11 protein-coding genes and 1 riboswitch are annotated in these 11,957 nt (G+C 71.5%); of the genes, 9 read left to right on the top strand and 2 right to left on the bottom strand.

Features of this window, described 5'->3' with window-relative positions; genetic code table 11:
- Window positions 1-74 precede the first annotated feature (74 nt).
- Both WN71_RS00005 and otsB read left to right on the top strand, forming a co-directional pair.
- Window positions 75-308 (top strand): DUF3263 domain-containing protein, encoded by a 234-nt coding sequence (locus WN71_RS00005; RefSeq protein ID WP_046591252.1) that lies wholly within the window; start codon window positions 75-77, stop codon window positions 306-308.
- A 55-nt stretch (window positions 309-363) separates the two neighbouring features.
- Window positions 364-1,236: a trehalose-phosphatase gene (otsB, locus tag WN71_RS00010; protein ID WP_046591251.1), complete on the top strand. Its 873-nt coding sequence runs from the start codon at window positions 364-366 to the stop codon at window positions 1,234-1,236.
- A 36-nt stretch (window positions 1,237-1,272) separates the two neighbouring features.
- Here the strand turns inward: otsB and WN71_RS00015 are convergent, their stop codons facing one another.
- Together WN71_RS00015 and WN71_RS00020 are read right to left on the bottom strand one after the other, a co-directional pair.
- Window positions 1,273-2,670: an alpha,alpha-trehalose-phosphate synthase (UDP-forming) gene (locus tag WN71_RS00015; RefSeq protein WP_107469508.1), complete on the bottom strand. Its 1,398-nt coding sequence runs from the start codon at window positions 2,668-2,670 to the stop codon at window positions 1,273-1,275.
- Between the two features lie 161 nt (window positions 2,671-2,831).
- Entirely contained in the window at window positions 2,832-3,776 is a 945-nt protein-coding gene (locus WN71_RS00020; RefSeq protein ID WP_046591250.1) for a glucosyl-3-phosphoglycerate synthase, read from the bottom strand.
- A gap of 155 nt (window positions 3,777-3,931) precedes the next feature.
- A riboswitch (SAM riboswitch) is annotated at window positions 3,932-4,077 on the top strand.
- A gap of 18 nt (window positions 4,078-4,095) precedes the next feature.
- On the opposite strand from WN71_RS00020, the gene thrC reads away from it, so the two are divergent.
- The 7 genes from thrC to WN71_RS00055 all read left to right on the top strand — a co-directional run bounded on the left by thrC (window position 4,096) and on the right by WN71_RS00055 (window position 11,907).
- Window positions 4,096-5,385, top strand: a complete 1,290-nt coding sequence (thrC, locus tag WN71_RS00025; RefSeq protein ID WP_046591249.1) for a threonine synthase — start codon at window positions 4,096-4,098, stop codon at window positions 5,383-5,385.
- Window positions 5,382-5,657 (top strand): MoaD/ThiS family protein, encoded by a 276-nt coding sequence (locus WN71_RS00030; RefSeq protein WP_046591248.1) that lies wholly within the window; start codon window positions 5,382-5,384, stop codon window positions 5,655-5,657. The genes thrC and WN71_RS00030 overlap by 4 nt, the downstream gene beginning before the upstream one ends.
- Before the next feature lie 443 nt (window positions 5,658-6,100).
- Window positions 6,101-6,304: a cold-shock protein gene (locus WN71_RS00035; RefSeq protein WP_004986573.1), complete on the top strand. Its 204-nt coding sequence runs from the start codon at window positions 6,101-6,103 to the stop codon at window positions 6,302-6,304.
- 393 nt (window positions 6,305-6,697) lie between these two features.
- The gene (gene groL, locus WN71_RS00040) at window positions 6,698-8,320 is read left to right on the top strand and encodes a chaperonin GroEL (protein ID WP_046591247.1); all 1,623 of its coding nucleotides are present in this window, start codon (window positions 6,698-6,700) and stop codon (window positions 8,318-8,320) included.
- Between the two features lie 246 nt (window positions 8,321-8,566).
- On the top strand, window positions 8,567-9,655 hold the full coding sequence (locus tag WN71_RS00045; RefSeq protein ID WP_046591246.1) for a tyrosine-protein phosphatase: 1,089 nt from the start codon (window positions 8,567-8,569) through the stop codon (window positions 9,653-9,655).
- Window positions 9,656-9,878: 223 nt separating this feature from the next.
- On the top strand, window positions 9,879-10,997 hold the full coding sequence (locus WN71_RS00050) for an NADH:flavin oxidoreductase (protein WP_046591245.1): 1,119 nt from the start codon (window positions 9,879-9,881) through the stop codon (window positions 10,995-10,997).
- Between the two features lie 28 nt (window positions 10,998-11,025).
- Window positions 11,026-11,907, top strand: a complete 882-nt coding sequence (locus WN71_RS00055) for a metallophosphoesterase (RefSeq protein ID WP_046591244.1) — start codon at window positions 11,026-11,028, stop codon at window positions 11,905-11,907.
- Window positions 11,908-11,957 lie beyond the last annotated feature (50 nt).

The raw sequence follows: 11,957 nt of genomic DNA on the forward strand, positions 1-11,957 counted from the left end.
CCCCACCGGCCCGCAGGTGGGACGGGACAGGGCACGGGGAGCCGCTGTCGGCGCCGAGCGCTACCGTGCGGAGCATGCACGAGCAGGAGCTCAACCCCCGGGAACGGGCCGTCCTCGCCCTGGAGCGCCGGGGCTTCACCGGCGCCGGTGCCAAGGAACGCGCCATCCGCGAGGAGCTCGGCCTGGCCCCCGTTCGCTACTACCAACTCCTCAACGCCCTCCTGGACGACGAGCGCGCCCTCGCCCACGACCCGGTGACGGTCAACCGGCTGCGCCGGGTCAGGGAGGCCCGGCGCTCGGAACGCTGAGCGGTGCTTCCCTGAGCCATGCGTGCCCCCGGGGCCGCGCGGTTAGGGTCCCTCTATGGGCATCCACCAGGACTCGACCATCTCCGAGGGCCCCCGTGGCCCCCTGCCGACGCCGGTCACCCCGGCCGGGCGCGACGGGCTGGCCGCGCTTCTCGCGCGGCCGCGCGGCGCGCTGATCGGACTCGACTTCGACGGCACCCTCGCCCCGATCGTGCCCGATCCGGAGCAGGCCAGGGCCCACCCGGACGCGGTCGCCGCGCTCGCCGCGCTGGCCCCGAAGGTCGCCGCCGTCGCCGTCGTCACCGGCCGCCCGGCGGGCGTCGCGGTGCGCCACGGCGGCTTCGCGGGCGTGCCCGGCCTGGAGCACCTCAGCGTCCTCGGGCACTACGGCGCCGAACGCTGGGACGCCGCCACCGGCGAGGTCACCGCCCCCGAACCGCACCCCGGCGTGGCGGCGGTCCGGGCCGAGCTGCCGGGCTTCCTCGACCGCATCGGCGCCTGGCGCGGCACCTGGATCGAGGAGAAGGGCCGCGCCGTCGCCGTCCACACCCGCCGCGCCGAGGACCCGCAGGCCGTCTTCGAGGCGCTGCGCGGCCCGCTCGGCGAGCTGGCCGGCCGGCACGGGCTGATCGTCGAGCCGGGCCGGATGGTGCTGGAGCTGCGCCCGCCCGGCATGGACAAGGGCGTCGCGTTCCTCGAACACGTCCGCGAGACCGGCGCGCAGGCCGTGCTCTACGCCGGTGACGACCTGGGCGACCTGCCCGCCTTCGGCGCCGTCGAGAAGCTCCGCTCGGACGGCGTGCCCGGTCTGCTGGTGTGCAGCGGCAGCGCCGAGGTCGCCGAACTCGCCGACCGCGCCGACCTGGTCGTGGACGGCCCCGAGGGCGTCGTACGGCTGCTGGCGTCCCTGGCGGCGCACATGGAGTGAGCGGCGAGCCGGTCCCCCGCGCGGGGGACCGGCCGCTCAGTCCGCCTCGACGAGCGCGTTCAGCTGGTCCAGGAACCACTGGGCCGGCGGCAGCGCGGTCGCCGCGGCGGCCAGGCGCTTGACCCGCTCCGCCCGCTCCCCGGCCGGCATGGTCAGCGCCTCGTGCAGCGCCTCGGCCGTCTGGACGACGTCGTACGGATTGACCGTGATCGCGTCCTCGCCCAGCTCCGCGTGGGCGCCCGCCTCCCGGGACAGCACCAGCGCGCACCCCTCGTCGGAGACGACCGGCACCTCCTTGGCGACCAGGTTCATGCCGTCCCGGATGGGGTTGACCAGCGCCACGTCGGCCAGCCGGTAGGCGGCCAGCGAGCGGGCGAAGTCGTCCTTCACGTGCAGCACGACCGGCGTCCAGTCGTCCGTCCCGTACCCGGCGTTGATCTCCGCGGCCAGGCGTTCGACCTCCGCGGTGTAGTCGCGGTAGACGGCGAGGTCCTGCCGGGAGGGGTAGGCGAAGGCCACGTGCACCACCCGCCCGCGCCACTCGGGGTGGTCGTCGAGCAGCTGCCGGAAGGCCAGCAGACCGCGCACGATGTTCTTCGACAGCTCGGTGCGGTCGACCCGGACGACGGTCCGCCGTCCGGGGCCGATCTCCTCCCGCAGCGCGGCCATGCGTTCGCCGACGTCCGGCTCGTGGGCCCGCTTGCGCAGGAAGTCCGCGTCCGCGCCGAGGCCGTGCACGCCCACCCGGGTGTCCCCGAGCCCGCCGACGAGGTCCGCGCAGCACGCGGTGAACGCGTCCGCCCAGCGCCGGGTGAGGAAGCCGAGCCGGTCGGCGCCCAGCATCCCGTCCAGCACCTGGCGGGCGATGTCGTCGGGCAGCATCCGGAAGTAGTCCGCCGGCGCCCACGGGGTGTGCGAGAAGTGCCCGATCCTGAGGTCCGGGCGCAGCTCCCGCAGCATCCCGGGGGCCAGGCACAGGTGGTAGTCCTGCACCAGCACCGCGGCGCCCTCGGCGGCCTCCTCGGCCAGCGCGGTCGCGAAGGCGCGGTTGTACGCCTCGTAGGCCGCCCACTGGCGCCGGAACTCCGTGTCGAAGACCGGCTCCAGGGGGGTCTGGTAGAGCATGTGGTGGACGAACCACAGCACCGAGTTCGCGATGCCGTTGTACGCGTCGGAGTGGATGTCGGCCGGGATGTCCAGCATCCGTACGCCGTCCTCGCCCACCCCGCGGCGCACGGCCTCGCGGTCGCCGTCGCCGAGGGCCGAGCAGACCCACAGGGCGCCCGCGTCCGGCCCGATCGCCGACAGACCCGACACCACTCCGCCGCCGCCGCGCCTGGCGGCGAGCGAGCCGTCCTCCCGCACCGAGTACGAGACCGGGCCGCGGTTGGACGCGACCAGCACCTTGTGCGCAGCATCGTGCGTGGAAGCCATACGCCTCAACCTAGCCCGGCCCGGAAACGCTCAAACGTACGGACGCGTCACGGGACGGATCACACCAGGTGACGAGAGTGTGGACGAACCCGTATACAACCGGCACACTCCGTCACTCGGGTGAATCCGCCCGCACACTTTCCGTGACGGCCCGGGTCCCGTCAGGCCACTCTGCGGGACGCGTACTCGGTGATGTCCGCCATCGGCGGCCGCTCCTCGGTGTCCACCGAGTAGGTGCGCGGCTCGAAGCCGTCCGGGCCGCGTTCGAACTGCGTGAGCGCGGGCCGTACGAGATGCCCGCGGGCCAGCCGCAGCTGCGCGGTGCGGTAGATCGCCGCCGCCATCCGGCCGAGCGCCTGCCCGTCCTGGTGCCGGTGCTTGCGCACGCCGACGTCGACCTGGGCGAGGGCGTCGAGCCCGACCAGGTGCAGCGCGTCGACCAGCATCCCGAGCTCGACGCCGTAGCCCACCGGGAAGGGCAGCCGCTCCAGCAGGGAGCGGCGGGCCGCGTACTCGCCGCCGAGCGGCTGCACGAACCCGGCCAGCTGCGGCCAGTGCATGTTGAGCAGCGGGCGGGCCATCAGCTCGGTGACCCGGCCGCCCTGCCCGGCCGCCGCGCCCAGCGGGCGGTCGTACATGGCCTTGACGAGATCCACGTCCGGGTCGGTGAGCAGCGGCCCGACGATCCCGGAGACGAAGTCGGAGGAGAACTCCCTGAGGTCGGCGTCGATGAAGCAGACGATGTCCCCGCCGGTCACCAGCAGGGAGCGCCAGAGCACCTCGCCCTTGCCGGGCACGGCCGGTATCCGGGGCAGGATCGTGTCGCGGTGGACCACCCGGGCGCCCGCGGAGGCGGCCACCTCGGCGGTGCGGTCGGTGGAGCCGGAGTCCACGACGACGATCTCGTCGACGAGCGGCACCTGCTGCATCAGGTCGTGGCGGATGATCGCGACGATGTCGCCGACCGTCTCCTCCTCGTTGAGCGCGGGCAGCACGACGGAGACGGTCCGTCCCGTGCGCTGCTTGGCCGCGAGGATCTTGTGGAGCGGTCGATCGGTCACGGACCAGGAGCGGGTGCTCAGCCAGCGCTCGACTTCTTCCAGCACAGTCTGCGGCTCCTCACTGTTGCGGTCACACGTCACCGTGTGATCCATCTCGCGGTTCGGACGACTATCTCAACTGTCCTGGCCTTCGGTTACAGTCTTGAACAACGCGGATGACCATCGCATGTCCGAGGTCACCGGCGTTCACAATCGAATACCGCTCATCCAGAGGGGCAGAGGGACACGGCCCGATGAAGCCCCGGCAACCCACCTAGACCGGACTCGTTCACCACCTGCGAGGCTCCCGGCGAGGGAAGGTGCCAAATCCGTCTCACGGCGAGATGCGTCGTGAGGAAGATGAGGAGAAAGGGCCTCGCCTCACATGGCTGCGCAGACTGATGCACACACCACGAATCCCACGGTCGACCTGGGCCCCGCCGCGGCGCTGAGCTGCCGCGAATGCGGCCACCGGGTCCCCCTCGGTCCGGTCTTCGCCTGCGAGGAGTGTTTCGGCCCGCTGGAGATCGCCTACGACTTCTCGGCGTACGACACCGAGGAACTCAGGAAGCGCATCGAAGCGGGTCCCGCGAACATCTGGCGCTACGCGCCGCTGCTGCCCGTCCCCGCGGACGTGGCCGACAAGCCCAACATCAACCCCGGCTGGACCAAGCTCGTCCAGGCCGACAACCTGGCCCGCGAGCTCGGTGTCGAGCCCGGCAGGCTGTTCGTCAAGGACGACTCCGGCAACCCGACGCACTCCTTCAAGGACCGCGTCGTCGCGCAGGCCCTGGAGGCCGCCCGCGCCTTCGGCTTCACCACGCTGTCCTGCTCCTCCACCGGCAACCTCGCGGGCGCGGTCGGCGCCGCGGCGGCCCGCGCCGGCCTGCGCTCCTGCGTGTTCATCCCGCACGACCTGGAGCAGGGCAAGGTCGTCATGGCCGCGGTCTACGGCGGCGAACTGGTCGGCATCGAGGGCAACTACGACGACGTGAACCGGTTCTGCTCCGAGCTGATCGGCGACCCGGCCGGCGAGGGCTGGGGCTTCGTCAACGTCAACCTGCGGCCGTACTACGCGGAGGGCTCCAAGACCCTCGCGTACGAGATCTGCGAGCAGCTCGGCTGGCGGCTGCCGGACCAGATCGTGGTCCCGATCGCCTCCGGCTCCCAGCTCACCAAGATCGACAAGGGTCTCCAGGAGCTGATCAAGCTGGGCCTGGTCGAGGACCGGCCGTACAAGATCTTCGGCGCGCAGGCCGAGGGCTGCTCGCCGGTGTCGGTCGCCTACAAGGCCGGCCACGACGTGGTCCGCCCGCAGAAGCCGAACACCATCGCCAAGTCCCTCGCCATCGGCAACCCGGCCGACGGCCCGTACGTCCTCGACATCGCCCGCCGCACCGGCGGCGCGGTGGAGGACGTCACCGACGAGCAGGTCGTCGACGCGATCAAGCTGCTGGCGCGGACCGAGGGCATCTTCGCCGAGACGGCGGGCGGTGTGACCGTCGGCGTGACCCGCAAGCTGATCGAGGCGGGGCTGCTCGACCCGGCGAAGACGACCGTCGTGCTCAACACCGGCGACGGCCTGAAGACCCTCGACGCGGTGGCCGGCACCGGGCTCACCGCCACCATCCGCCCGAACCTGGACTCCTTCCGAGAGGCTGGCCTCGCATCATGAGCGTGACCGTCCGCATCCCCACCATCCTGCGCACCTACACCGGCGGCAAGGCCGAGGTGAGCGCCGAGGGCGCGACCCTCGCCGCGGTCATCGCCGACCTGGAGCAGAACCACACCGGCATCTCCGCCCGCGTCCTCGACGACCAGGGCAAGCTGCGCCGTTTCGTCAACGTGTACGTCAACGACGACGACGTCCGCTTCGAGCAGGGCCTCGACACCGCCACCCCGGACGGCGCCGGCGTGTCGATCATTCCGGCGGTCGCCGGCGGCTGACCTGATGACCGATCATTACCTTGGGTAATGCCGGTCACCGACTGTTCATCCGATTGCCCCCTCCGTGAGAGAAGCGGAGGGGGCAATTCAGTGTGATTGAGCGCGGTAGAGTTGGGGAACGCGCCGCGAATCTGTGAACCGGCGCCCCGCATACCTGCCGAACGGCCGATGAGAAACAGCCAAAGTACGCAGGTCTTTTGCGTCTTATGTGCCCTTTATGGGGCCCGACTTGCCCAGAAATCGGGCGAATTCTCAGTAGATTCCGGACCGCGCCTGCCCGGATTTCTCGTCCGATTGACCTGTTGCAGAGGGCAGTTGGACAGATACATTCAGCCGCGGTCGACGCGTTCCGGCGCACGCCCCCAATCCAAATGGGGGGTGAGGTCTGACCCGGATCCGCGAAGTGTGGATCTGTGCAAGGGCCAGTAATAGGGGAGTTAGGCATGGCTCAGGGCACCGTCAAGTGGTTCAACGCGGAGAAGGGGTACGGCTTCATCGCGGTCGACGGTGGTGCGGACGTCTTCGTCCACTACAGTGCGATCCAGATGGACGGTTACCGCACCCTTGAAGAGGGCCAGCGGGTCGAGTTCGAGATCTCGCAGGGTCAGAAAGGCCCGCAGGCCGACATGGTTCGCGTCACCGCCTGAACGTTCTTCTGCGCAGGGCCCGCACCCACACCGGGGGCGGGCCCTGTGTGCTGTCCGGACACGGTCCGGGCGCGGTTCGTGTGCTGTCCGTGCGCGGTCCGGGCGCGCGGATCGGCGGCCCGCGACCGCCGGTTACGCGCCCCGCGCGCCCCGCGCGCCCGGGTTCGCCCAGGGCTGAGACCCCCTCCACACCCCGAGAGGCGCTTGCACTCGGCAGGGGCGAGTGCTAATCATTGGCGTTAGCACTCTGAAGGTGAGAGTGACAAAGAAGGACCGGGTCGGTGAGGCCCGCAGACCGGGTGGGGCAAGGAACCCACGGGTCGGCGAGCCGTCCGTCGCGGGCGCGGGCGCGGTCCGAAGGAATCACCCCCAGTCCTGGAGGGACCACTTCACATGGCCAAGATCATCGCGTTCGACGAGGAGGCGCGGCGCGGCCTCGAGCGCGGCATGAACCAGCTCGCGGACGCCGTGAAGGTGACGCTCGGCCCCAAGGGCCGCAACGTCGTCCTCGAGAAGAAGTGGGGCGCCCCCACGATCACCAACGACGGTGTTTCCATCGCCAAGGAGATCGAGCTCGAGGACCCGTACGAGAAGATCGGCGCCGAGCTGGTCAAGGAAGTCGCCAAGAAGACGGACGACGTCGCCGGCGACGGTACGACCACCGCGACCGTGCTGGCCCAGGCCCTGGTGCGCGAGGGTCTGCGCAACGTGGCCGCCGGTGCCAACCCGATGGCCCTCAAGCGCGGCATCGAGAAGGCCGTCGAGGCCGTCTCCGCCTCGCTGCTCGAGCAGGCCAAGGATGTCGAGACCAAGGAGCAGATCGCTTCCACGGCCTCCATCTCCGCCGCCGACACGCAGATCGGCGAGCTCATCGCCGAGGCGATGGACAAGGTCGGCAAGGAAGGCGTCATCACCGTCGAGGAGTCCCAGACCTTCGGTCTGGAGCTGGAGCTCACCGAGGGTATGCGCTTCGACAAGGGCTACATCTCGGCGTACTTCGCCACCGACATGGAGCGTATGGAGGCGTCCCTGGACGACCCGTACATCCTGATCGCCAACTCCAAGATCTCCTCGGTCAAGGACCTGCTCCCGCTCCTGGAGAAGGTCATGCAGTCGGGCAAGCCGCTGCTGATCATCGCCGAGGACGTCGAGGGCGAGGCCCTGTCGACCCTGGTCGTCAACAAGATCCGCGGCACCTTCAAGTCCGTCGCCGTCAAGGCCCCGGGCTTCGGTGACCGCCGCAAGGCCATGCTCGGCGACATCGCCATCCTCACGGGCGGCGAGGTCATCTCCGAGGAGGTCGGCCTCAAGCTGGAGAACGCGACCCTGGACCTCCTGGGCCGCGCCCGCAAGGTCGTCATCACCAAGGACGAGACCACCATCGTCGACGGCGCCGGCTCCGCCGACCAGGTCGCCGGCCGGGTCAACCAGATCCGCGCCGAGATCGAGAACAGCGACTCCGACTACGACCGCGAGAAGCTCCAGGAGCGCCTGGCGAAGCTCGCGGGCGGCGTGGCCGTCATCAAGGCCGGTGCCGCCACCGAGGTCGAGCTCAAGGAGCGCAAGCACCGCATCGAGGACGCCGTGCGCAACGCCAAGGCGGCCGTCGAGGAGGGCATCGTCGCCGGTGGCGGCGTGGCCCTGCTGCAGGCCTCCGGCGTCTTCGAGAAGCTGGAGCTGGAGGGCGACGAGGCCACCGGTGCCGCCGCCGTCAAGCTGGCGCTCGAGGCCCCGCTGAAGCAGATCGCCGTCAACGCCGGCCTCGAGGGCGGCGTCGTGGTGGAGAAGGTCCGCAACCTCACCCCGGGTCACGGCCTCAACGCCGCGACCGGTGAGTACGTCGACCTGATCGCCGAGGGCATCATCGACCCGGCCAAGGTGACGCGCTCCGCGCTGCAGAACGCCGCGTCGATCGCCGCGCTGTTCCTCACCACCGAGGCCGTCATCGCCGACAAGCCGGAGAAGGCCGCCGCGGCCGCTCCGGGCGGCATGCCGGGCGGTGACATGGACTTCTGATCCTCACGGATCGGAGCTGTCCTCTCCGAGGGCGGCACCCCCTGCTTCGGCAGGAGGTGCCGCCCTCGGGCGTTTTCGGAGGGTGGACCGGAGCGGCCGGCTGACGCCGGCGCGGCGGCGTCGGGGCCGCCCTCGGGCGTTTCCGCAGACCCGAGCGGTGCGGTGGCACAAACTGCCATCTCTGTACGGAGCGTCAGTCATCCGCAGTTCACCGCGATGTAGGTATATGCACACAGCATCGACCTCATGAACCTCCTCAGGAACACCGCCCTCACCGGTGCCGTCGTCGCGCTGGCCTCCGTCTCCGCGACCCTCGCCGCCCCGGCCGCCACGGCCGCGCCCGCCGCTCACGCGCCCTCGATCCACGCCACGGCCTCCCGCATCCCGTTCACGGCCGCGACCGTGACCGCGCAGGCCGACGGCTCGTACCACCTCGTCTGGACGGCGCCCGGCGTCCACTCGGTGACGATCCGCGCGAACGGCCATGTGGTCGCGCGCGGCGGCGCGAAGGGCGATGTCACCGTGCGCGGGCTGCCCGCCGCCGACCGCCAGTGGTTCGACTTCGTGCCCGAGCGCGGCGGCTCGCTGCACCTCGCCGACCGGCTGATCAAGCTGGACGGCGCGGTCAACTTCCGTGACGCGGGCGGCTACCGCACCAGCGACGGCCACTGGGTGAAGATGGGCGAGATCTACCGTTCCGACGCCCTCGACAAGCTCACCGCCGCCGACGTCGCCAAGCTGCGCCGGCTCGGCATCCACACCGTCTACGACCTGCGGATGTCCTCCGAGCGCACGGCCGCGCCCGACGTGGTGCCCACCGGCGCCACCTACCACGTCGCCGACGTGCTGGCCGGCTCCTCGACCTACACGGCCATGCCGACCACCGAGGACGAGGCCGTCCAGATGATGGTGGACGGCGAGAAGTTCATGGTCAGCGGCGCCTCCGCGCAGGCCGCCTACAGCGAGGTGTACGCGGGCGTCGCGGACCGCAAGGCGCACGGCGTGGTCTACCACTGCACCGCCGGCAAGGACCGCACCGGTTGGTCGAGCGCCGCCCTGCTGACCGCGCTGGGCGTCCCGCGCTCCACGGTCACCAGCGACTACCTGGCCTCCAACACCTACCGGGCGTCCGTCAACGCGGCGACGCTCGCCGCGATGCCCGCCGCCCAGGCCAAGGTCTACAAGCCGCTGCTCGACGTCCGCGCCGAGTACCTGAACTCCGGCTTCGACGAGGTCGCCGCCAAGTACGGCTCCTTCGGCAGCTACCTGAAGAAGGGGCTCGGCATCGACTCCCACGAGCTGCGCGAGCTGAAGCAGGAGCTGCTCGTCGGCTGATCCGGCTGACCCGGCTGACCCGGCTGACCCGGCTCATCCGGCTGACCCGGCGGCCACGGCGCGCGCGGACGGGGGCGCGCGTGGACGGGTGCGCGTGGCCGGGATCACAGGGGTTCGCGCGCCCGGTGGCGGAATGTGCGGGGGCCCCGGGAGGTTGAGGGTGGGAGTACTCAATGCACGTGCACATACCGTACGGTTTCCCACTTTTCGAGGAGTCCCCCACGTGACCGCCACCGCCTCCCGGGCCGCCGAGGTCCTCTCCCGCCCGTTCGCGCTCAACGGCCTGACCGTGCCGAACCGGATCGTGATGGCTCCCATGACCCGGATGTTCTCCCCGGGGGGCACCCCCGGCGAGGACGTCGTGTCGTACTACGCCCGCCGCGCCGCCGCGGGCGTCGGCCTGATCGTCACCGAGGGCACCTACGTCGGCCACGACTCCGCCGGCCAGAGCGACCGCATCCCGCGCTTCCACGGCGAGGACCAGCTCGCGGCCTGGGCCAAGGTCGCCGACGCGGTCCACGCGGCCGGCGGGAAGATCGTGCCCCAGCTGTGGCACATCGGCATGGTGCGCAAGCAGGGCCAGCCGCCCTACGCCGACGCGCCCGCGGTCGGCCCCTCCGGGCTGCGCATGGACGGCACCGAGGGCACCGGCAAGGCCATGACCCAGGACGACCTCGACGACGTCATCGACGCCTTCGTGGAGTCCGCCGTCGCCGCCGAGCGCATCGGCTTCGACGGCGTCGAGCTGCACGGCGCCCACGGCTACCTCATCGACCAGTTCCTGTGGGCGGGCACCAACCGGCGCACCGACGCCTACGGCGGCGACCCCGTCGCCCGCACCAAGTTCGCCGCCGAGATCATCGCCGCGGTGCGCGAGGCCGTCTCCCCGGAGTTCCCGATCATCTTCCGCTACTCGCAGTGGAAGCAGGAGGCGTACGACGCCCGGCTCGCGGAGACCCCCGAGGAGCTGGAGGCCATCCTCACCCCGCTCGCCGCGGCCGGTGTGGACGCCTTCCACGCCTCCACCCGCCGCTACTGGATCCCCGAGTTCGACGGCTCCGACCTCAACCTCGCGGGCTGGACCAAGAAGCTCACCGGCAAGCCCGCCATCACCGTCGGCTCCATCGGCCTGGACGGCGACTTCATCGGCGCGTTCACGGGCCAGGGCTCCCCGCTCAAGCGGATCGACGACCTGCTGGACCGCCTGGAGCGCGACGAGTTCGACATGATCGCCGTCGGCCGCGCCCTGCTCCAGGACCCGGAGTGGGCCGCCAAGGTCCTCGCCGACCGCTTCGAGGACCTGGCGCCGTACGACGCGGCCGCGCTGAAGACCCTCAGCTGAACCCCAACAGGCGCGTAGTGTCCGGGAGATGAGGATCCTTCATCTCTCGGACACGCATCTTCGCAGGCCCGGTGAGCCGGGCCCGAACGGCGTCGACGCCACCGCGTCGCTGCGCCTCATGCTCGACATCCTGCGCCCCCAGCGCGGTGTCGACGCGGTCGTCGTCACCGGTGACCTCGCCGACGACGGCGCCGAGGAGGCCTACGCCACCCTGTGGGAGCTGGTCGGGGACTTCGCCCGCGCGCTGGGCGGCCCGCCCGTCTTCTGCACCACCGGCAACCACGACGAACGCGGCGCCTTCGGCAAGGTGCTCGGCAGCGGCCACCTGACCGCCGACGGCACCGACCGCGCCGAGTCGGTGCCCGACCTGCCCGCCGGCGAGCGGGCCGCCGTCAGCACGGTCGGCGGCTGGCGGTTCGTGACGCTGGACTCGCTGGTGCCGGGCCGCGTGCACGGACTGCTCGGCGCGGCGCAGCTGGCCTGGCTGCGCGAGGTCCTCGCCGTACCGGCGGAGCACGGCACCGTGCTCGCCCTGCACCACCCGCCGATGGCCCTGCCCACCTCCGCCACCCAGCAGGCCTTCGGGCTGCGGGACCCGGACGGCCTCGCGGACGCGCTGCGCGGCAGCGACGTGCGGGCCGTCCTCACCGGGCACTACCACGCGCAGCTGTTCGGGATGCTGGGGTCGGTGCCGGTGTGGGTGACGCCGGGCGTGGTCAACCGCATCGACCTCGCCACCGAGCCCGGCGCGGAGCGCGCGGTGCGCGGGGCCTCCGCCTCCCTGGTGGAACTCGGCGGGCCGGCGAGCCCGCTGTTCCACACCTTCCACGCCCGCGATCCGAGGGCGCACGAGGCGGTCTACGACCTCGACGCGGACCGCGTGCGCGCGATCCTCGACCGGGCGGGCTGAGCGCGCCCGGCCCGCGCCGCGTCGTGCCTGCCGTGCCGTGCCGCCCGTGC

The sequence above is a fragment of the Streptomyces mangrovisoli genome (assembly GCF_000974985.2).
Taxonomy (GTDB): domain Bacteria; phylum Actinomycetota; class Actinomycetes; order Streptomycetales; family Streptomycetaceae; genus Streptomyces; species Streptomyces mangrovisoli.

What these genes read in the sequence shown, in the direction of transcription:
- WN71_RS00015 (WP_107469508.1), bottom strand. Translation starts at nt 2,670, where the DNA reads ATGGCTTCCACGCACGATGCTGCGCACAAGGTGCTGGTCGCGTCCAAC.
- otsB (WP_046591251.1), top strand. Translation starts at nt 364, where the DNA reads ATGGGCATCCACCAGGACTCGACCATCTCCGAGGGCCCCCGTGGCCCC.
- WN71_RS00055 (WP_046591244.1), top strand. Translation starts at nt 11,026, where the DNA reads ATGAGGATCCTTCATCTCTCGGACACGCATCTTCGCAGGCCCGGTGAG.
- WN71_RS00035 (WP_004986573.1), top strand. Translation starts at nt 6,101, where the DNA reads ATGGCTCAGGGCACCGTCAAGTGGTTCAACGCGGAGAAGGGGTACGGC.
- WN71_RS00030 (WP_046591248.1), top strand. Translation starts at nt 5,382, where the DNA reads ATGAGCGTGACCGTCCGCATCCCCACCATCCTGCGCACCTACACCGGC.
- groL (WP_046591247.1), top strand. Translation starts at nt 6,698, where the DNA reads ATGGCCAAGATCATCGCGTTCGACGAGGAGGCGCGGCGCGGCCTCGAG.
- WN71_RS00005 (WP_046591252.1), top strand. Translation starts at nt 75, where the DNA reads ATGCACGAGCAGGAGCTCAACCCCCGGGAACGGGCCGTCCTCGCCCTG.
- WN71_RS00045 (WP_046591246.1), top strand. Translation starts at nt 8,567, where the DNA reads ATGAACCTCCTCAGGAACACCGCCCTCACCGGTGCCGTCGTCGCGCTG.
- thrC (WP_046591249.1), top strand. Translation starts at nt 4,096, where the DNA reads ATGGCTGCGCAGACTGATGCACACACCACGAATCCCACGGTCGACCTG.